The organism is Streptomyces sp. AN091965 (assembly GCF_022698285.1).
In the GTDB taxonomy this organism is placed as follows: Bacteria; Actinomycetota; Actinomycetes; order Streptomycetales; family Streptomycetaceae; genus Streptomyces.
This window is the reverse complement of sequence record NZ_JALDMY010000001.1, coordinates 6152315-6171355: the sequence shown is the minus strand read 5'-3', so window position 1 is coordinate 6171355 and position 19041 is coordinate 6152315. Positions and strand designations below refer to the sequence as shown.

At 70.8% G+C, this 19041-nt stretch carries 20 protein-coding genes; all 20 read right to left on the bottom strand.

Annotated features, from left to right (window positions below; genetic code table 11):
- Positions 1 to 21: 21 nt before the first annotated feature.
- A complete protein-coding gene (locus MQV74_RS26340; RefSeq protein ID WP_242722090.1) occupies positions 22 to 1221 on the bottom strand; it encodes a hypothetical protein in 1200 nt (399 codons plus the stop codon).
- A 13-nt stretch (positions 1222 to 1234) separates the two neighbouring features.
- Positions 1235 to 2551 (bottom strand): type VII secretion integral membrane protein EccD, encoded by a 1317-nt coding sequence (eccD, locus tag MQV74_RS26335; RefSeq protein WP_374120692.1) that lies wholly within the window; start codon positions 2549 to 2551, stop codon positions 1235 to 1237.
- Between the two features lie 67 nt (positions 2552 to 2618).
- Positions 2619 to 2912 (bottom strand): hypothetical protein, encoded by a 294-nt coding sequence (locus MQV74_RS26330; protein WP_242722083.1) that lies wholly within the window; start codon positions 2910 to 2912, stop codon positions 2619 to 2621.
- Between the two features lie 283 nt (positions 2913 to 3195).
- Complete coding sequence (locus MQV74_RS26325; protein ID WP_242722080.1) at positions 3196 to 3579, bottom strand: toxin-antitoxin system YwqK family antitoxin; 384 nt, start codon at positions 3577 to 3579, stop codon at positions 3196 to 3198.
- Positions 3576 to 5957 (bottom strand): YwqJ-related putative deaminase, encoded by a 2382-nt coding sequence (locus tag MQV74_RS41215; RefSeq protein WP_242722077.1) that lies wholly within the window; start codon positions 5955 to 5957, stop codon positions 3576 to 3578. The genes MQV74_RS26325 and MQV74_RS41215 overlap by 4 nt, the downstream gene beginning before the upstream one ends.
- Complete coding sequence (locus MQV74_RS26315) at positions 5954 to 6367, bottom strand: DUF6507 family protein (protein WP_242722074.1); 414 nt, start codon at positions 6365 to 6367, stop codon at positions 5954 to 5956. Before MQV74_RS26315 ends, MQV74_RS41215 begins: the two co-directional genes overlap by 4 nt.
- Before the next feature lie 50 nt (positions 6368 to 6417).
- Complete coding sequence (locus tag MQV74_RS26310) at positions 6418 to 6729, bottom strand: pore-forming ESAT-6 family protein (RefSeq protein ID WP_242722071.1); 312 nt, start codon at positions 6727 to 6729, stop codon at positions 6418 to 6420.
- 82 nt (positions 6730 to 6811) lie between these two features.
- A complete protein-coding gene (locus tag MQV74_RS26305) occupies positions 6812 to 7141 on the bottom strand; it encodes a hypothetical protein (RefSeq protein WP_242722068.1) in 330 nt (109 codons plus the stop codon).
- Between the two features lie 300 nt (positions 7142 to 7441).
- Positions 7442 to 8041, bottom strand: a complete 600-nt coding sequence (locus tag MQV74_RS26300; RefSeq protein ID WP_242722065.1) for a GNAT family N-acetyltransferase — start codon at positions 8039 to 8041, stop codon at positions 7442 to 7444.
- A gap of 139 nt (positions 8042 to 8180) precedes the next feature.
- Entirely contained in the window at positions 8181 to 8798 is a 618-nt protein-coding gene (locus MQV74_RS26295; RefSeq protein WP_242722062.1) for an OmpA family protein, read from the bottom strand.
- A gap of 2 nt (positions 8799 to 8800) precedes the next feature.
- Complete coding sequence (locus tag MQV74_RS26290) at positions 8801 to 9394, bottom strand: hypothetical protein (protein WP_242722059.1); 594 nt, start codon at positions 9392 to 9394, stop codon at positions 8801 to 8803.
- 32 nt (positions 9395 to 9426) lie between these two features.
- Entirely contained in the window at positions 9427 to 10008 is a 582-nt protein-coding gene (locus MQV74_RS26285) for a pilus assembly protein TadG-related protein (RefSeq protein WP_278195127.1), read from the bottom strand.
- A 35-nt stretch (positions 10009 to 10043) separates the two neighbouring features.
- On the bottom strand, positions 10044 to 10238 hold the full coding sequence (locus MQV74_RS26280) for a hypothetical protein (RefSeq protein ID WP_374120793.1): 195 nt from the start codon (positions 10236 to 10238) through the stop codon (positions 10044 to 10046).
- Positions 10239 to 10513: 275 nt separating this feature from the next.
- Entirely contained in the window at positions 10514 to 11404 is an 891-nt protein-coding gene (locus MQV74_RS26275) for a DUF5936 domain-containing protein (protein ID WP_242722056.1), read from the bottom strand.
- A 14-nt stretch (positions 11405 to 11418) separates the two neighbouring features.
- Complete coding sequence (locus MQV74_RS26270) at positions 11419 to 12366, bottom strand: type II secretion system F family protein (protein WP_242722053.1); 948 nt, start codon at positions 12364 to 12366, stop codon at positions 11419 to 11421.
- Between the two features lie 125 nt (positions 12367 to 12491).
- The gene (locus MQV74_RS26265; RefSeq protein WP_242722050.1) at positions 12492 to 13832 is read right to left on the bottom strand and encodes a CpaF family protein; all 1341 of its coding nucleotides are present in this window, start codon (positions 13830 to 13832) and stop codon (positions 12492 to 12494) included.
- Positions 13833 to 13837: 5 nt separating this feature from the next.
- Positions 13838 to 14188 (bottom strand): TadE/TadG family type IV pilus assembly protein, encoded by a 351-nt coding sequence (locus MQV74_RS26260; RefSeq protein ID WP_242722035.1) that lies wholly within the window; start codon positions 14186 to 14188, stop codon positions 13838 to 13840.
- A 122-nt stretch (positions 14189 to 14310) separates the two neighbouring features.
- The gene (locus MQV74_RS26255; RefSeq protein ID WP_242722032.1) at positions 14311 to 15930 is read right to left on the bottom strand and encodes an AAA family ATPase; all 1620 of its coding nucleotides are present in this window, start codon (positions 15928 to 15930) and stop codon (positions 14311 to 14313) included.
- A gap of 330 nt (positions 15931 to 16260) precedes the next feature.
- Positions 16261 to 16971: a Flp pilus assembly protein CpaB gene (cpaB, locus tag MQV74_RS26250; RefSeq protein ID WP_242722029.1), complete on the bottom strand. Its 711-nt coding sequence runs from the start codon at positions 16969 to 16971 to the stop codon at positions 16261 to 16263.
- A gap of 102 nt (positions 16972 to 17073) precedes the next feature.
- On the bottom strand, positions 17074 to 17973 hold the full coding sequence (locus tag MQV74_RS26245; protein WP_242722027.1) for a hypothetical protein: 900 nt from the start codon (positions 17971 to 17973) through the stop codon (positions 17074 to 17076).
- Between the last annotated feature and the right edge of the window lie 1068 nt (positions 17974 to 19041).

Here is a 19041-nt window from a genome sequence, read left to right as displayed (position 1 = left end):
CTCCGGTGGGTCATCGCGCGCTCACCGCACCCTGACGGCTCGGTGCATCGCCTCGGCTGCGAGGCGGGCGGCCGAGTCCCGGGTGGCCTCGGCGAGCCGCTCGACGCGGATCGGACCGCCGGCCGCCAGATGACGGTCGTAACCGAGCGGTACGACGGTGACGCCGGTCTCGCGCAGGTGCGCGGCGGCGGCCTTGGGATCGAGCGCCGCGTCGGGGGTGGCGGCGGTGAGGGCGACCACGGTCGTGGCGAGCGCGGAGTGGGGAAGCCGGGCCAGCCAGTCCAGGACGAGCCGGGTCCCGTTCACGCCCTCGGCGGTCATCGGCGCGACGACCACGCGCGCGTGCGCGGTGTCCATGGCGGTGCGGGCGACTTCGCCGGGGAGTGTCTCGCAGTCCACCACGGTCACCGCGAAGTAGCGGCGCAGGGCCAGCGTGACCGTCCGGTACGTCGCCACGTCGAGCGGGGCGCCGACCCGCCCGTGGCTCGCGGGCAGCAGCCAGCCGCCGTCGCTCACCGGCACCAGGTATCCGGTCACGTCGGTGAGCCCCATGGCGGGCTTCAGGACCCGGGCGAGATCGGCGCAGGCCCAGCGGATCGAGTCGGCCCCCATCCGCACCGGAAGGGTGCCGAGCGCGGCGTCCGCTTCCAGCGTGAGCACGGGGTCGTGCCGGTAGTGGTTGAAGGTGCGGCCGAGCAGCGCCGCCACGGTGGTCTTGCCGACCCCGCCCCGGATGGACGTCACCGCGATCACGCGCCCGGTGGTGACGGGCTGCTGCACCTCCTGGGCACGGCGTGTCTCCTCCGCGACGTCCCGCGAGGCGGAACTGGTGAGCTTACGCAGCGTCCGGCCGGTGCGGCGCAGAGCGGTGTCACCGTGCGCGGGCGCGCCGAGGGCAAGGGCCAGGCGGGGGTCGAGGGTGGGGGTGGAATCGGGGCTCGGCGCGGGGGCCGCGGGGCGCGGGGCAGGGTGGGACTCGGTGCCGGGGCGCGGGGCGGGGTGAGGCCCGTCGGCGTGCCGCGAGGTGGGCAGGGGCTGGTCGGTGGAGGGCGGGGCAGATCGGTCCTCGGCGGCGCGGCGCGGCGAAGCGTGCGGTTGGCCGGTGCGGCGCGGGTCGGGCGCGGGCTCCTCGGCGGGGCGAGAGGCCGCGTCCGTGGCCGCCGGGCTGCCCGGCCTCAGCTCGCGCAGCACATCGCGCTGCCAGTCCCGGCCCTGTGCCATGTCTCCCCCGCCCTCACGCGAAGGTGTCGAGCAGACGCCCGTACACACCGAACACACCGAGCAGCAGCGGCACGAGCGCGATCACGCCCAGCGACTCCAGCACGTCCCCGGACCTCCGCAGCCGCACCCGCACGTGTTCGGCGGGCCGGACGGCGAGCACGAGCAGCGGAGCGACGGCGAGCACGACGAGCAGGGTGAGCGGTCCCGCCGCGCCGGAGTGCCCGAGCCACATCCACACCAGCCGCACCACCACGGTCGCCCCGGCCACCAGCAGCGCGACGACCTCGGCGGTCAGGGGGAAGGCACGGGCCCGCAGGGCGAGGACCGTCGCCGTGGCGACGGCGAGCAGCACGGGCCACACCGTTTCGACGCGCAGCGCCAGTACGGCGCCCGCGGCGGCGGACACCGCGCAGACGAGGGTCGCGAGCGCGAGTCCGCGGTGCGTGGCGGCCAGGGCTGTGCCGACCTGGTAGCGGCTCACGGAGACGCCGCCCGACCGCCGGTCGTCGAGGCCGGACAGCCCGGAAGCCATCAGGGCGAGGCGGGGCAGTACGCCGAGGGCGACCACCGAGAGCACGGCCAGTACGGCTCCGACGCGTGCCGCGCCGTCGCCTTCGACGCTCTGCGCGGCGAGGGCCACCTCCCATGCGGCGGTGCCCCCGACGAGCGCGCCGCCGCCGACCAGTCCGCCCCGCCCGAGCGGCGTGAACGATCCGAACAGCAGCAGCGTGACGGCGAGAGCCCCGCAGACACCGGCGAGCCTCGCCGCCCCGTCCCACTCGTTCGCGTCGGCCGCCGTCCACGCGCCCAGCACTCCCAGCGCCCCCGCGGTGGCGAGCAGTCCGGCGGCGAGGGCGACCCGCCGGGCGCGCCCGAGCAGCGCGCCGCCGAGCGCGGCCGCCGCGGCCACCACGACGAGGGCCGCCGCCACGCGCCCGGCGGCAAACTCGCCCCGGGCCAGGAGCCCCGCGAGCAGCGCCCACCCTGCCACCGCGACCCCGCACACCACGCTCCGGGCCCGCGGGTCCCAGCGCCACCGCCGTACGTCCACGTCACCGGCAGCCTCATCGGTGACGTCGTGCACCACCGGCGCCGAGGGGGCGTCCTCGGCCCGGACCAGCCGCAGCACGGCTCCGTCGGCGATGCCGGCGGACTCCAACGTGCCGTCCAGCGCGAGGGCCGAACCGTCCATGGTCACGAGATGCCGAAGCTCGGGCCGCTCCCCGGCCTGATCGCCGAGCAGCCGCATCACCTCGGGCAGCAGCAGCCCGACCGGCTCCTGAGAAGGCAGTACGAGATCGACCCGCCGACGCTCCCCCACCAAGGTCACGCGGCTCAAAGCAACTTGACCCCGGCTACGGCTCAATGCCCCCGCAGATATCACAAGTTCGAACCTATCACCGAGAAGACGGCGCCACGGAGGGCATTTCAGACACGCCGGACGACGAAGACCGGGGCACGGAACGGGAAACCCCGGGCTTCTCTTTCAACACCCGCTCCGAAACAAAGGACCAGCCGACGCATCCAGCACACAACACAGCGCCGATGACGATCCCGCCGAACACCTTCCCAAGCCGCTCGTCCCACCCACGCCGCTGCCGCTCACCCCCGAACACCACGGCATCCCGAAGCCGCCGCCGCCGAACAGCCACGGACTCCAGAAGCTGACTGTCGTAGTCCTGCGCCGCCATCTCCCCTCCCTTACCCCTTTTGCGTGCTCACCGCCTCAGCCGTGGCAGCAGCCACTTACAGGGGGACACATCGCTCACCATGCATCGGCGGACCGCGCTACAAGGATTGTCTCGTGTGTTTCCCTCTCCGGCCTTGGACCGATAAGTGATATCAGCCGCGCGCGAGTTGAGAACACGCACCTGAGTACCCGGCTGTTGAGCAGCTCCTCCAGTTACCCCCGCCGTCTCACGCGGAGCGCCCGCTTCGTCGAGTACCGCGAGATCGACAGCTCAACCCTCGCCTTCATGTCAGCTGGTCGCCCCCGAGGCGCCAGCTCCTTGTCGGCTGGCCGCTTTCATCCCATGTGAACTCTTCACGCAAGGTCAAGCCGTCCTGATCGAACAGCCTTCGTGTCGCCAGTACGCCGTTGGGATGCCACTCCTTGAACTCTCCGCAAGGAAGCCCCATCCGCACCGTCCCCTCGGAGCGGAGAGTCCCGTCCTCATACCACTCACGCGAGGCGCCGTTCTGCAGTCCATCGGTATAGCTGTCCAAGCTGATCAAGATGCCCCCGAGGTGTTCCTCCACATCTCCAGTGAAGGGAACTCCGCGGTAAAGCAGACGCTGTCCGGCATCCATGTCCACTTCGGGGTCATCGATGTCGATTCGGTTAGCACGGTTCGTCATGGGATCCAGTTTTCATCACTCGGGGGGAAGCCTGTGAACCGCCCATGGCTGCTGGGCACCCCTTGGAGCATATGGTTACAGTTCGCACAGAACGGAGCAGGTCGCCCTGGATTACCTGTTGTCTTGTTCAGCAAGAACGGGAAGTCCACGGACGCTCGCATCTCGGCCAGGGCGGACTCCCCATCCGGCAAGCCTTGCTTTCGCCGTTCCCAGAGTAGTTCGTTGGCTGCTTTGACCTCCGCATGTCCCAAAGGGTGGTCGTTGTGGGGCGGCGGGTCCCCGATGGAGTCAAAGCGCGATGCCAGAGTCGGATGGAGCTTGTCGGTCGGGATGGTGGCATGAGCCTTACCGTTGATGCCCTCGATGACCTTTCCTGTGCGCAGGTCGATCACAGCCCCCACACAAGCGCCCGTCTGCTTGCGAGAGAAGCTGCCGGCTTCCTTCGCCGCACGGTACGCCGCACCGCGTTCACGAGCGAGATTGTCCAGGTAATCAGTGACCGGCTGCCCGTCGACATGCGTGATGATTCCATCTGCGCGTTCAACTCGCGCGTCACCAATGTGATCCAAGAGCTTCTCACCCGGACCTGGGGGTGGCAGGGGATGAGCGTCCCGATCGCGCGAGTCGGGCAGGTCACGGCTTCCGCCTTCCTCCCCGCCGTCTGAATGGCGATCGCCATGGGAGCCCTCATCAGCCGCTGAAGAACGGTCATGGCCACCGGGGGAGGTCTCGCCACGATGGCCATCGACACCCCCATTGCCTCCGTCAGTACTGCGCCCGCCACTATTTGACGGCTCATGACTGGCAGAGGGACCGCGGCCTGCGTCGTGACCGCCGCCTCCAGGCATGTGGCGGCCGGCACCCCCGGAGGCATCACGAGCCATGCCGCCGTTCGGCGCATTGTCGCCCGTCCGGCCAGCGGCTTCCGCCATCCCATCACCTGCCCGTGCCCCAATCGGCTCAGGCTGACGGTCAGAAGCCCGCAGAACGGATGGCTCTTCACGCTTGGCTCCGGCAACACGCTCCGCGGCAGCGGGTTCTCGCGGTCCTGCTCCCTCCTTCTTCATGTCCCCCAGGGCGTTGCCGTGCTCATCGAAAATGACCCCGTCCCGCCCCATATAGAGGGTGTTGCCCTTGTTGTCGGCATACACGCGGGCGTTGTCCGGTACCGCCGCAGGTCTTGGTGGCGTCGGCGCTCCCTCGTCGACGAGGTGGTAGGAGCCGACCGGGGCGTCGAGCCGGGGGGCCGTGCGGGCGTTACGGAGAGGGGCCAGCAGGTCGCCGACCTTGGAGACCGTGAAGGTGACGCCCTTCGCCGCGTACGTGAAGGGATCCACCGCCCGGCCCACCTTGCTGGCGGCCGAGAGCGTCTTCGCCGCCGCGCCGCCCTTGGCCGCGGTGCCGGCACCGCGGGTCGCCAGGATCGTGAGCGCGTTGAAGCCGACGAGGCCCGCGGCGCGTGCCGGGTTCTTGCTCCACTCGTCGTACGCGATCAGGCCCTTGCCGGTGTCGACCACGGCCCGGCGCGAGTCCCGTAACCAGGCGGGCAGTTGGTCGTCCTTGGCGAGCCAGAAGACACCGGCCGCGGGGCCGATGCTGAGGGTCAGCCCGGTGGCGAGCTTGCCCAGGTTGGTCCACGCCTCCCCGGCCGCGCCCCAGCCGCCCTCGCCCTGGCCCACCAGCGTCAGGAGCGCCCCGGCCGCCCCGCCCAGGCCGTCGACGAAGAAGCCCTTGCCGACGTCCTTCGCCTTGTGGAGCAGCCAGTCGACGCCGTCGCGGTCCTTCTCGACCGTGCTACCCCAGGGGAACTCCTCGGCCTGGTCGAGCACTTCGTCGGTGTAGCCGTACGTGTCGCAGCTGCTGGTGCCGTCGCTGCTGGGCCGCAGCTGCACGCCACCGACCAGCCCAGTGATCTTGTTGTGGCAGTCGATCTCAGCCGCGTGGAAGGCCTGGGTGGCGGCCTTGACCTCCTCGACCAGCCGGTTGTTGTGGTCGCGCTTGTCGTCGTCCTTGCGCCAGTCGTCGTCGGTGGAGACCTCGTCGATGTAGAAGGCGCTGGCCTCGGTCTGGAGCTGCTTGAGCTTCTTCGCGATCGGCCGTACGTCGGTCGCGTACGTGCTCAGCGCCTGCGCGACCTTCTCCAGGTCGTCGGCGAACGCGTCCGTCTTCGTCCTCACCGGCTTCGTCGAGGCGAACAACTGCTCGGCCTCAGGGGCTTCGTAGAACGCCGAGAGCCCCTGGAAGTCGGCGTGCACGTCCCCGCCCGCGTCCCGGAACCGCGACGCCTCGCTGCGCAGGTCCGAAACGTCCAGCTCCAACTGCTCCAGGTCGCCGGTGAACTGCGGGATCGCGTTGGGGTCGATCGGCTCGTTGCTCACCTCTTGCCGTCCCCACCACCGCCGTTGGCGCCGGGCATGTCGGGCACGATGCCGTTGATGGCGTCGCGGTTCCGGCTCGCGGCCATCTTCAGATCGCCCTCCACGTACTCCTTCGTGGCCAGGTGCGCGCCGAGCAGGGAGCTCGCGGCGCGCCGCGAGATGTACTCCAGGTCGTCGTTCCACCGCCGGGCGAACACGCCGAGGGCGGAGGCCACCGGGCCCTGCTTCCCGCCCTGACCGGGCCGCCCGTCCCCCTCGTGCCCGCCCTCGGCGATCGTGCCCGCCGAAGCCGCCGCGCTCGGCAGCGTCTTCTGCATCTCGCCACCGGCCTTCACCATGCGCTCGGCCGATTCACCGGCCCGCCGCAGCACGCCGCCGACTCCGCCTGGCTTGATGTCCCAAGCCGTCACCACACGCCCCCTAGATCCCCGTCATCCCGCCACACGGTGCCGTGCTGTGATCAGCCGATGTTGTTGACCGCGGCCCGCGCGCGCGACAGCGTCGTCTGGGCCGTGCCGTCGTTCTCCTCCAGCGTCGAGCGCACGAGGCGGATGATCTCGCGTACCTCGTTGGCGGCCTTGTTCCAGCGGACTTCCTTGCCGTGGTACTCGTCCGAGACGCCGTCGGCCTGGTAGTCGGCCATCGCCGCCTTCACCGCGCGGTCGCGGTCGCCGAGGACCCGCTCCAGCTGGCCGATGACGACGTGCAGCCCGCCCTGCACATCGGCGGACGCGCCGGTGTCGTACGAACGCCGGTCCTGGTTTCCCGCCATGACTCACAACTCCCCGCGACGAACAGACGAAACAATGGAATGTGGAAGGACGGGCCCTCGCCGGCCCGCGTGCGGCTCCCGCTCAGCCGGAGAAGCGCGCCGCCTGGAAATTGGCCGCGCCCATGTTCCGCTGCGCGTTGTCGGACTGCTCCTGCGTGCCGGTCGAGAACGCCTCGTCCATGCCTGCCTGGCCGCCCAGGATCGACTGGAGCGAGCCGTTCAGCGCCGCCGTGATCTCGTCCGCGCGGAGCTTGAAGGAGTCGAACGTCGCCTTGCCCGCTCCGTTGAACTTGCCCTCCAGCGGCTCCGCGGCCGACACCAGCGCGCGGATCAGCGCGCCCAGGTCGTCGCTCGACCCGGAGGTGTTCTTGCCGAGGACGGCCAGTGTCGTCTCGCCCATGTCGAACTTCATGCGCCCAACCCCCGCTTCAGCCTGATCACGCTGCGCTCATGCCACATAGCTCATCGAACATACTTCCCGACAATGCATTGCAGGCGCAACGCAGTTGTAGGGCCCATGGCGCGATCCCGCCACTCGCCGGTCCGCGTCCTCGTCGCGTCGGCGCTGGCGCCACCGCCGTCTCCCCTTTCACCACGAGCTCGGGGGTGCGTCCCCCGTACGGGCACTATGGCCAAAAGTGTGCGCCGAGCGAACGGGGCGTGGCCGATCGGGACACCGGCTTGTTTGCTGCCGCGTCGGATGCGCGCGCCCTCAGGGCACGCGCCGCAGCATGCACCACGTGCGCGGGCCGCCGCCCGGCAAGGTGACGTCGGCGGTGACCTCGAAGCCGAGGCGTTCGTAGAAGCGGACGTTGGTCTCGGCGGAGGTCTCCAGGAACGCCGGTACGCCGTCCCGTTCCGCCGCCTCGATACCGGGGCGCAGGACCGCCCGGCCCAGGCCCGCGCCCTGCCGGTCGGGGTCGACTCCGACCGTCCCCAGGAACCACACCGCTTCCGTGGGCCGGTGCGGGCCCAGCGCCGCCTCGGCCTCCTCGTACGCCTGCGCGCGGTCTCCGGCCAGCTCCGCGAAGCGGGGGGCCAGTTCGGCGAAGACTCCCCCCGCGTCCGCCGTCGCCGGTGTGGTCCACGCGGCCACCGCCGCGCCGCCCTCGGCGACCCACACCCGCCCGTGCGCCAGGCCGATCCGCGTCAGGAACAGCTCCTGGAGGCCCTCCACCCGGCGTATGTGGTCGTCGGCGGCCACCGTGTGCCGGGTCCAGGGGTAGTCGGCGAAGGCCCGGCCCAGGGTGCGGACCGCCCGGGGCACGTCGTGGGCGGTCGCAGGGCGCACGGTGGCGTCGTACTCGGGCACCTCGTTCTCCTGTCGGTCGTTTACGCATGTACGTACGAGGAGAACGATCGTGGGCCCCTCTATGTCCCCGGAGTGCCCGGTGTCCGGAGTCCGGTGTTCAGTGCCCGGTGCTCGGTGTCCCGTGTCCGTTTCCGGAGGCTCATGCTCCGCGCGGGAACGAGATCTCCACCCGGCGGTTCTTCTTCCGCCCCTCCTCCGCGCCGTTGTCCGCGATCGGATAGTCCTCGCTGTAGCCGCGTACGGAGTACGTGACCTGGGGGCCGAGGAAGCCGGCCAGGCGGTCGTGGACGGCTTCCGCGCGGTCCTTGGAGAGCTTCTTGCCGTGGGCGTACGAGCCGAGGTTGTCCGTGAAGCCGAAGACCCGGACGTCGGTGGCCTTCTGGGCCTTCGCCTCGTCGGCGATGGCCTCGATACGGGCGTTCGCCTCGGGGTTGAGCTTCGCGCTGTCCTTGGGGAAGAGGACCTCCGCCTGCAGCGCGAACTTCACGTCCGTGTTCGTGTCCTCCCGGCGCTCCTCACCGCCGAGGTCCTCGACGACGGACTTGATGTCGAGGACCTTGGCGGGCGCGAGCGTCGCCCCGTCGGCGAGCTTCAGACCGGGGCTGTTGGAGTCGACCTCGGGGGGTGGGGAGGTGGTGGAGGAGCCGGGGGGGGTGCTGGGGTCGTCGTCGGCCCGGGCTTCGGGGACAAGGAGGGTGAGTGCCGCGACGATGACCGCAGCCGTCGCCGTGGCCGTCCTTCGGGGGCGGGGGGTCATGGTCACTCGCCCTCGGAGATCTCGATGGGCGCGGGAGGCATCGCTCCGACCTGGAAGCTGACCTTGGACGTCTCTTCCGGCGGGGCGGGAAATTGAGCGAACCAGTCGACTGTCTGGCCTGATTCGATTCCGCCCTCGAATTTGGTGCAGAGGCACCGGCCACTGGTGTCCCTCAGTACCAGGTACTTCTTCTTTCCCTTGCTGTCGACGAGGCTCGCACCCGCGATGGAGCCGCCGTTCTTACGCAACTCCTGTTCGTCACCCCGCCATTCACCGCCGGTCCACAGACCGTCGGACGCGTTGGTCACCTTCCCCGAAACCGTGACGAAACCTCCGGCGTCCCGTTCGGCCGCGTTGATCACCAAGGTGACGCCGTCGCCTTTGGCTTCTGCGAGGGCCTGCCCCTCGGTCGGCGTTTCCGATTTCCCTCCACCCTCGTCACCTTTGTCGGCGGCCGGGGCAGAGGAACCCGGCTTGTCCGACTTGGAACCCCCGTCGTCACCGCCGCCGCAGCCGGCGACCGTGAGGACCAGCCCAGTCGTGATCGCCACCGCGGTCAATGTCCTGCGGGTCGTCATGGTGCGCCGAAGCTTCATGTCAGCGGCTTCCTTTTCCCAGTCGTCACTTGTCACTTGGCCAGATGCACGGAGAACAGGTCTGCGGCGTCCGGCAAGTCGTCCAGGTCGAAGTCGTCCGGATCGATCTCTATGGGGGGCTCTCCGTCGCAGGAGAACCTCACCGAATCCGCCGGATCGTCCGAGGGATCGGCATCGCATCGAGGCTTGATGATGGCGATCGCCTCCGCCTTGGCGTGCTGCGACTCCGTGCCAGGGATGATCGAGTCGCCCACGGTGTAGTCCGTGGTGACCTGGGCCCAGTAGCCCAGATAGCCATCCACTTCTCGGGGATCGAACCCTGTGACCGTGGAGTCGTTCTTGGCCGCGAGGGCATCGGCAGCCGCCTGGGGGCCGCCGTCACCTGTCGGGAACTCCGCGCCGTCGAGCCAATCGAGCCACTCGCCTTCCTCGCCGGAGCCGATCGCTTCGACAAGCTCTTCGAGCAAGTCGTCCCGTGCGGCTTGAGCACCTGCCAGTGCGGCGGCGTCGGCAGCCGACTGCGCACCGTTGCGCGCCGAAGCCGCCTGGGCGAAGGCGAAGAACGCGAGAGCGGCGAAGAGCAGAATCGCCGTCAGCCAAATGTAGATCGGCAGAGTCTGGCCTCGGTCACCCCGGATCAGGCCGGGCGTCAGCCGATGACGTCCCCGACCGCTTCGCCGATGGCCTTGGAAATCTTGCTGTCGAGAGCCAAGCCGTCGATCAGGGTGTAGATCCCGGCGATCAGAATCATCAGCCCGGCATACTCCACGAACCCCGCTCCCCGGTCTCCCTCGCTCCCCCGGGCCCGGCTCAGCCGCGAAGACACTGTCAGCGTCCACTTCACCCATGCCTCCAGTACGCGTTCCTTCAGCACGACGGACGACCTTTCTCTCCCACTGGAAACGGACCTCGCGCTCGATTGGCGCAACGTACGCCACAACACGTGCCCGTCGGGAGCGCTTGCGCAACCCCTTCCCGGGACCGCACACGAGTTGGCGTGTTTCTCTCGTTCTACCGCTCGCTCGCGTCGGCATCATCCCGTGCCCTCCCGCGCCGGTCCGCCGCCTCCGGGCGACTGTCCCACACCGGATTGCACGGGCGAAGAAGCTTTCACGAACATCACCGCCCCAGAATCGAGCCGAAGTCCGAACCCGAACCCAGGAACATGCCCGCCCCGATCAGGATCATCGTCGCCGGAAGCATGAACACCAGCGTCACCAGCGTGGCCTTGGGGATGGTCTTCGCGGCTCGGCGGCGGGAGTTCTGGGCGTCCGTGCGGCGCATGTCCGTGGCGAGTTGGATCAGGGTCTCGGCGATGGGGGAACCGAGTTCCTCGCCCTGCTGGAGGGCGGAGACGAACTGGGCGACCTGCTCGGAGGAGTTGCGGCGGCGCAGTTCGTCGAAGGCCTGGCGGCGGCTGACTCCCATGTCCATCTGGCGCAGGGTGATGCGGAGTTCGTCCGCCCACGGACCCTCGTACTTCTCGGCGACGCGGTCGAGGGCCTGGCGGAAGCCGAGCCCCGCCGAGACGACGACGGCGAGGACGTCGAGGAAGTCGGGCAGGGTGCGGTCGATGACCTCGCGGCGTTCGCGGACGGCCTGCCAGATGAGGGCGTCGGCGGCCATCGCGCCGAAGGCGAACGTCATGACGGCGAACAGCGGCTGGCCGTTGGTGAGGAAGATCAGGCCGAGGACGAGGCCGAAGGCGCCGTACACCGCGCGGCGGGCGGCGTAGCGGTCGATGGTGAGGCCGCCGGGGTTGCCCGCCATGTCGATCCGGCGGCGCTTGGCCGCGACCCGCTTCGGGCCCATCAGCCGCAGGACCAGGGGCGCGAACCGCATGCCCAGGCGGTCCACGGCCCCGCCCGCCACCGAGACGCGCGTCGCGCCGACCTCCAGGGCGACCGCCAGGTCGGGCGGCAGCTTCGCCTCCGCGCGGTACATCCGGACGCCCTGGAAGACTCCCGCGACCGCCAGGCCCATCAGCAGGGCGAGCAACAACGCCGGCATCGTGTCCCCCTCCCTCAGACCTCGATCTTGCCCAGGCGTCTGATCACGAAGAAGCCCACCGCGTACAGGCCCAGCGAGATCAGGATCAGGGTCTGCCCCAGGGGCGAGCCCGTCACGCGCTCCAGCGCGCCCTCGTTTGAGGAATTGATCAGCAGGAGCGAGCCGAGGCCGAGGAGCGGCACCGTGAAGGCCGTGGCGTGGACCTCCGAGAGCATCGTGCGGACCTCGCGCCGGGTCTCCTTGCGGTCCTCCAGGGTCTGGGTGAGGTTGCGGAGGGAGTTGACCACCGAGCCGCCCGCCTTGTTGGACAGGACCAACGTCGTGACCAGCACTATCAGTTCGCGGGACGGCAGGCGCTTGGCCAGCTCCTCCAGGGTGTCGTCGATCGAGCGGCCGACCGTCAACTGATGGGCGACGTGCGAGAGTTCCTCGCCCGCCGGGGACTCCAGCTCCTCCGCCGCCATCGCCAGGGAGGTGCGCAGGGCGAGGCCCGCCGCCGTCGCGTTGGCGAGGATGCGGGCCACGTCCGGGAGCTGGTTGATGAACGCCTCGATGCGCTTCTGCCGCTGCCAGTTGAGGAAGATGACCGCTCCCCAGACCGCCACCACTCCCGCGATCGGGCCGAAGAAGGGGGCCAGGGATGCCGCCGCGATCAGCCACACGGCGGCCACGACGGCCGCGACGTACGTGAAGAACTCGCCGGGCGTCAGGTCGAGGCCCGTCGCCGAGAGCCGCAGGTGCAGGGCGCGGCCCAGGCGGGTGCGGCGCAGCCTGCGGTCGACCGCGGTGAACCGGCGCCTGCGCCCGCCGCCCTCCAGGGCCGCGGGCCCGCCCTCGGCGGACAGCCGGTCCACAAGGGCTTGGCGCTGGGCGCGGCCGGAGGCGTACGTCTGGATTCCGGCGACGGCGAGCGTGCCGGTGAGGAGCGTGGCGCCGAGGGCCAGGAGCGTGGGGTTGTTCATGGGCTGTCCTCAGGTCTCCTCATGTCTCCCGCCATGTCTCCCGTCACGTCTCCCCCCATGCCTCCCGTCACGTCTCCCCCCCATGTCTCCCCCATGTCTCCCGGCATGTCTCCCGTCACGTCTCCTCAGCCGATCGCTTCGCGCGTGTTCAGTACGTCGATGGCCTCGGCCACGCCGTACGCGGGCGGCACCGGCTCACCGGCGACGTACAGGCGCTCGGCGACGGGGCGCGGCAGCGGCAGGTGCTCGAAGTAGCCGTGGACGACCCGGTCGGGGCCGACCGGGTGCGGGACGAAGCGGGTGACGGGTGCGATGCGGAACTGCTGGCGGCCGTGCGAGACGAGCAGCACGATCTCGGCGACCTTGCGGGAGCCGTCGGCGTGCCGGGCGAGCTGGACGACGACGTCCACGGCGGAGTTGATCTGGTCGCGCAGGGCCTCGAAGGGGACCTGGACCTCCGACATGGAGCCCAGGGTCTGGAGGCGGGTGAGGGCGTCTTCGGCCGTGTTCGCGTGGACCGTGGCCAGGGAGCCGTCGTGGCCCGTGGACATGGCCTGGAGCATGTCGAGCGTCTCGCCGCCGCGGACCTCGCCGACGATGATGCGGTCGGGTCGCATGCGCAGGGAGTTCCTGACCAGGTCGCGGATCGTGATCTGCCCCTTGCCCTCGACGTTCGGCGGGCGGGATTCGAGGCGGATCACATGGTCCTGCTGGAGCTGGAGTTCGGCCGAGTCCTCGATGGTGATGATGCGCTCGTGGCCCGGCAGGAGGCCCGAGAGGGCGTTGAGGAGCGTGGTCTTGCCCGAGCCGGTGCCGCCACTGACGATGACGTTGAAGCGGGCCCGTACGAAGGCCGCGAGGAGCATCAGCATGTGCTCGTCGAGGGAGCCGAGGCCGATCAGCTCCGGCAGCGTGTACGCGCGCGGGAAGCGGCGGATCGTGAGGGTCGCGCCCGTGAGGGCGAGCGGCGGGATGATGACGTTGACGCGCTCGCCGGTGGGCAGGCGCGCGTCGACCATGGGGTTCGACTCGTCGACGCGGCGGTTGACCGTGGAGACGATGCGTTCGATCGTCTGCATCAGCTGGTCCTCGGACGCGAAGCGGAGCGGGAGCTGCTCCACGCGGCCCGCGCGCTCCACGAAGATCGAGTCGGGGCCGTTGACCATGATCTCGGTGATGGAGGCGTCGGCGAGCAGCGGCTCCAGGACGCCGAGGCCCAGGGCCTCGTCCACCACGCGCCGGATCAGGTGCGCCCGCTCGGAGGCCGAGAGGACGGGGCCCTCGCGGCTGATGATGTGGCCGAGGACCCGCTCCAGGCGGGCCCTGCGGTCGGACGCCGACAGGGACGACATCTCGGCCAGGTCTATCTCTTCGAGCAGCTTCGCCCGGTACGTCGCCACGAGGCCGTCGTCGCGGCTGGGCGCGGCGGCGTCGGCGGGCGACGCGATGCGGGAGCGCAGGCTCATGCGGGTCAGCCTCCTGTCCCGGGGGCGCCGGGTTCCGCGGGGTCGTCGTTGGGCATGGTCACGGTCTTCTCGACCTCCCAGTCCGTGTCGACGAAGGGCAAGAGCGTGGGGACCTGGACGGTGACCGTGGCGGTGGTGGTGTCGCCGCCCCCTCCGACCGATACGTCCGCGTCCAGGCCCGAGTCCATCGCGGCGTGCCCCGCGGCCTCGCCGCCGGATCCCTCGCGGGACTCGACGCGGGCGGCGGCGCGGGCACCGGAGCCCGCCTGGTTCGCCGCGTAGCCGACCAGGCCGAGCTGGATGGCGGCGAGGCCCACGAGGAGCAGGACGGGGAGGAAGCCGGCGAACTCCAGCATGGAGACGCCCTTGTCGCCTCGGGGGCGCCTGCTCGGCCCGGCAGGGGCTTGCGCGGGAGCAGGCGCGCGCCTCCGGCCGCGGCGGCACCGTAACGCCAGGTCCCTCACTGATGTCATGCCCCTCACGGCGTCGCCTCCTGCTCGTCCGCCGCCCCGGCCTCCGCGTCGACCGTCCAGCCCGCGTCCGTCCCGGGGAAGAAGACCGGCACCTGGAGCCGTACCCGGGCCTTGATGACCTCGCCGTCCTGCCCGCAGGAGATGTCCGCGCTGCCCTGCCACGCCGAGGGCAGGTGCTCCTGTCCGGCCTGGGAGCAGGCCCCGGCCATGTCGCCGTCCACGGCGCGTGCCGCGGCGGCGGCCCGAGCCGCCTCGTCCGCCGCGTTCCCCGCAAGGGAGTACGAATAGCCGTACAGCGCGCACTGCCACAGGATCCCGAGGACGGCGAGGAGCAGCGGGAACATGCCCGCGAATTCGAGGGTGACGGCGCCGCGGTCCGACTTCGGGGCGCGGCGCAGGCCGCGGCCGCTCTTGCGGCCGCCCCCGGTCTCCGGTTCCACGACGCCCAGTTCACCGGCGAGCCCCCACAGCGCCTGCTTGACGGTGGACTTGGCGTCGAGGTCGTGGAGGCGGCCCGCGTCGACGACGCCGTGGAGTTCCTTGGGGACGTCAGGAACGGTGGTGCGGGCGGCGCGCGTGCCGGTGACGCGGGCGACGAGTGCGGGCTGGATCTCGGTGCCGCGCGTGTGCCGGTTGACGACGGTGACCGTCTCCTCGGCCTTGCGGATCTGGAGCCGGTCCCAGAGCCGGACCATGCGTTTGGCGGCGCGTACGGCGACGACGTCGGGGGTGAGCAGCAGGACGGCCTGGTCGGCCGTCTCCACGACGGCCGCACCCGCGGGCGTGACGTACGTGCCGCAGTCGACGACCACGACGTCGTACCGTCCGCGCAGCGCGTGGACCGTCTGCCGGGCGACGCGTTCGGTGATCTCTTCGCCGCGCTCGCCCTCGGCGGGGGCGAGGAGGAGGCCGATGCCGGTCTCGTGGGCGTAGACGGCGTCCTGGACGACGCGCGGCGTGAGGTCGCTGATCGCGGCGAGGTCGGCGACGGAACGGCGGAACTGCACGTCGAGGTACGAGGCGACGTCGCCGGACTGGAGGTCCAGGTCGAGCAGCGCGGTGCTGCGGCCCGAGGCCTGCGCGGCGAGGGCGAGCTGCACGGCGGTGAGGGTGGTGCCGACGCCGCCCTTCGCGCCTGTCACGGCGATGACCTGGCCGCTGCCGGGGGCGGCCGCGCCGGATCCCGGGCCGTACAGCTCGACGGCGCCGGTGCCGAGGTGGCGCCGCATGCCGGTGGCCCAGCCCGCCGCGGCCTGGACGCGCTCGGCCAGGGCGTCGTACGCCGGCGGATGGGTGACGATGCCGCGCGCCCCGCAGTCCATGGCGGCGGTGAGCAGGGCCGGGCTGGTGTCGGCCGTGACGAGGACGACGCCGACGGCGGGGAAGCGCAGGACCAGGTCGCGGATGAGGTCGAGGGCGGGCACGGGGGCGATGCGCTCGTGCACGAGGACGACCTCGGGCAGCTCGTCGACGGACTCGGCGGCGAGGCGGGCGAGAGTGTCGAGGAGCTCGGTGGAGTCGGCGACGGGCGCGGCGGGTTCGGCGTCCGGGAGCTGCGCGGCGAGCCCGCTCAGGCTGCGGGCGGCCTCCGGGTCGCCGACGGCGGGGAGGATGCGGATGGTCATGGGCGGCCGCCTTCGGGCTGGGGGGCTCCTGGGCGCCCGCCCCGGCCGGCGAGCGCGCGGTGGTGGCCGCGGGCAGCGGCCCCGGACCCGGCCGACGGCCTCCCGCCGGGTGTGGTGCGCGACGGGCTCGGGGCCCCCGGCGGACGCGCGGGGTGCGCGGCGCGCGCCGGGCGCACGGGATGCGCGGGGCACGCGGGGTGCACGGGGCGGCAGTCACGGGCGGGGCGCCAGCGGACCGGCGGCGCCCCCGAGGACCCGCCGTGGCGCCGGGCACGCGCCACCAGAACCGCGCGAGCCACACCGGCCAAGGGAACGTTCACAGCGGGCCCCCTACTTGTCCTCGTCCAAGGTGTACGTACGGTCCCCGCGCGGTACGTCCGCGTCGCCGCCCCGGCCGACCAGGGCGAGCCGGACGTGCGAGGCGAACGACTCGGCGTACGCGACGCGCTGGGCGTCCCGCGTGTCGAGGGCGAACGTGATGGGCACGGCCTCGTCGGTGCGGCGGCGGCTGCGGTCGTCGCGGTCGGGTTCGAGGGCCGTCAGCTTGCCGACGTCGATCACCTTGGCCTGCTCGACGATGACCTTCGACTGGTCCTTGCCGCGGTCGGTCTCGGCCTTGAAGGTGGCGTAGATGTTGACGGTCGAGCCGGGGGTGATCTTCCCGGCGACGCCGGTCGCCGCGTCGATCATGATGGCGATCTCCTGCTGCCCCGGCGCGAGCCGGGGCCGCTTCACGATCATGTCGCTCTGCAGCAGGGAGCCCTTCCGCAGCTGGGTGACGGCGATCTTCCCGCGGATCGCCCGGAGGTCGGTGACGGCGTTGTCCGAGAGCCACCGCTCGGGCATCTCCACCTTCTTGAACTGGCCGGGCTCCAGCTCCTTGTACGGCGCGATGTCCGTCTTCAGCTCGTACGCCGCGGTTTCGGGGCCGACCTTCGAGTTCACGTCGCGGATCACGGAGAGGACGCCCGCGAAGGCGCCGATCGCGCACAGGACCGACAGGACCATCAGGATGACACCGCGGCGCTGGCGTGAGTTCATGGGCCGGACTACCTACCTCGTTCGATCGTGCAGCGAGTGCGTGTGGCTACGGACGGTGAGCGCGGTGGTGCGTGAGCCGGTGGGGCACGGACTGAAGGGGGCCTAGGTGGCGCCGCGGGGCAGCGCCCGCGTCCCGGTGGTCACCTCGGGAGCGGCGGCGGTCCGCTCGGACGGCGGGAGCAGCGGCGCCGAGCAGAACGCGCAGCGGTCGCCGATGAGTTCGAGACCGCACCAGTGGCAGTCCTCCCTCCGTACGGACGACACCAGTTGGTAGAGCACGGAGATGTCCGGGATGGCCGCGGCGAACTCGACGAGCTTGCCGGTGGCCCACCAGCGCGCGGACTCACCGGGCAGCGGCACGTCGACGGCGCCCTGCACCTGCCAGACGTCCGCGAGCGTGTCGGTCACCCAGCCCGGGGCGAGCTGGCCGGACGCGTACAGCAGCTTCGTACCGAACTCCGGCGCGGGCAGCACGGCGTCGGCATGCGCCTTCACCATCGCGGTCCGCGGCGCGGCGAGTACCGCGAACTGCGTTCCCGGAACCCATGACTTGGTGTGCGAGCGCAGCGTGACGGGCACGCGGTCGAGCTTGGCGACGGACCCGAGCAGGGCACCCGCGTAGATGTAGTGGGTCAACAGCCGCGCGGCGGAGGCGAGCACGCCGGGGCTGAAGTCGCAGATGGACAACTGCCGCAGCTGCAGGGCGAGTACGGAAAGCCCGAGCGGCGGCAGCTCACTCCGCACGAAGGCGATCCGATCGCTTTCGAGCACGGACCGGATCGCGTGCAGCCGGTGCCGCACCGCCTGGGGCGCGGACGCCGGACAGAGCACGATCACATACCCGTGGTACTCGATGAGCTGGTGCATCTCGGTGAGCGCCCGGTCCAGCGAGTACGTCTTCGACGACTGCCCGGCGCTCTTCAGGGCGACGGCGGTCGGGGTGTGACGATCGGGCGAAGGCAGCACCAGCTCCGGGCTGGTGACAGCTATCGCGGTCGGCATGCGCACACCCCCGGCTCCGAGTCCTCACGCTCCCGTCCGCGCACGCCGACGTTCACGTGCGCCCCTAGCTGTGCACCATATCCACGCGGGGGCCGCCCTAACACCCAACTTCCCACTGTTCACCTTGTGGTTGTCGTGATTGGCCGGCATCCAGGTTTGGCCAGGGCAGCCAGCGCGAGGCCGCTCCACCGCAAGGCTTTGCCTCCATCACACACCCAATGATTCACCGAGCGCAGCCGCCCCCCGACGGGACCGTCAGCGACGCAGGGACCCGCCTGATACATCCGCCGCACCAGCAGGGACGGCCTCACCGCGCTGCCCACCGGGATCCATGCCTCCGAACGCCGCATCGCCCTGCCCGTCCGCCACATCCAGTCGCTGCAGCTCCACCACGAACAGCACCAGCGTGAGTGCGAGGCAGCAGGCACTGCGGGGCAGCACAGCGGGCATATGTCCACCACTGCGCAGGCCGGATCGACCGACCTCACCCGCGCCTTCCCACGCTTCTCCGCAAGGCCGCCCTTCGCCGTATCCGCTTCCACGACCTCCGCCACTCGACCGCCACCCTGTTCCTGGACTAGGGCGTCGAGCTCGTCGCGATCAAGGAATTCCTCGGTATCGACGTCCAGGGCACCACGCTCGTCGACCGAGGGCCACCAAGACGGCGCACTCCGACGGCGAAGAACCGGCGCCGTGCGCCTCACTCGTCCGCTGACGTTACACGGTCAACTAGTGCCGTAAATTGCCCCTGAAGCCCCACCAGTCACACATGGCGGGGCTTCAGGTTTTTCGAGGCAGAAGCTTCGAGATGCGTTCAGGGATGATCAATCCCGGCCTCGGGAGTCCTTCGGGTACCGCGGCACCTACCCGCCAGCGCCCCGAGCTTGATCTCGCAGTTCTGGCGGCAGCCCCTCCGAGGCAGCCATTTCGACGAGAAGTACTCGAGTGGCCTCTTGGTCAAATTCCCCTCGCCGAGCCATCCCGATAGCCCAAATCGTGGCTAGCTCCATCCAGTATGACCGGCCGGACTTCCACGCCGTCTCCACTGTCAGTTCGATGAGCTTCTCA

Excerpts from the sequence above, each read along its gene's own strand:
- MQV74_RS26340 (WP_242722090.1), bottom strand. The coding sequence starts at position 1,221 with ATGGCACAGGGCCGGGACTGGCAGCGCGATGTGCTGCGCGAGCTGAGG.
- MQV74_RS26330 (WP_242722083.1), bottom strand. The coding sequence starts at position 2,912 with ATGGCGGCGCAGGACTACGACAGTCAGCTTCTGGAGTCCGTGGCTGTT.
- MQV74_RS26325 (WP_242722080.1), bottom strand. The coding sequence starts at position 3,579 with ATGACGAACCGTGCTAACCGAATCGACATCGATGACCCCGAAGTGGAC.
- MQV74_RS26310 (WP_242722071.1), bottom strand. The coding sequence starts at position 6,729 with ATGGCGGGAAACCAGGACCGGCGTTCGTACGACACCGGCGCGTCCGCC.
- MQV74_RS26305 (WP_242722068.1), bottom strand. The coding sequence starts at position 7,141 with ATGAAGTTCGACATGGGCGAGACGACACTGGCCGTCCTCGGCAAGAAC.
- MQV74_RS26295 (WP_242722062.1), bottom strand. The coding sequence starts at position 8,798 with ATGACCCCCCGCCCCCGAAGGACGGCCACGGCGACGGCTGCGGTCATC.
- MQV74_RS26290 (WP_242722059.1), bottom strand. The coding sequence starts at position 9,394 with ATGAAGCTTCGGCGCACCATGACGACCCGCAGGACATTGACCGCGGTG.
- MQV74_RS26275 (WP_242722056.1), bottom strand. The coding sequence starts at position 11,404 with ATGCCGGCGTTGTTGCTCGCCCTGCTGATGGGCCTGGCGGTCGCGGGA.
- MQV74_RS26270 (WP_242722053.1), bottom strand. The coding sequence starts at position 12,366 with ATGAACAACCCCACGCTCCTGGCCCTCGGCGCCACGCTCCTCACCGGC.
- MQV74_RS26265 (WP_242722050.1), bottom strand. The coding sequence starts at position 13,832 with ATGAGCCTGCGCTCCCGCATCGCGTCGCCCGCCGACGCCGCCGCGCCC.
- MQV74_RS26260 (WP_242722035.1), bottom strand. The coding sequence starts at position 14,188 with ATGCTGGAGTTCGCCGGCTTCCTCCCCGTCCTGCTCCTCGTGGGCCTC.
- MQV74_RS26255 (WP_242722032.1), bottom strand. The coding sequence starts at position 15,930 with ATGACCATCCGCATCCTCCCCGCCGTCGGCGACCCGGAGGCCGCCCGC.
- cpaB (WP_242722029.1), bottom strand. The coding sequence starts at position 16,971 with ATGAACTCACGCCAGCGCCGCGGTGTCATCCTGATGGTCCTGTCGGTC.
- MQV74_RS26245 (WP_242722027.1), bottom strand. The coding sequence starts at position 17,973 with ATGCCGACCGCGATAGCTGTCACCAGCCCGGAGCTGGTGCTGCCTTCG.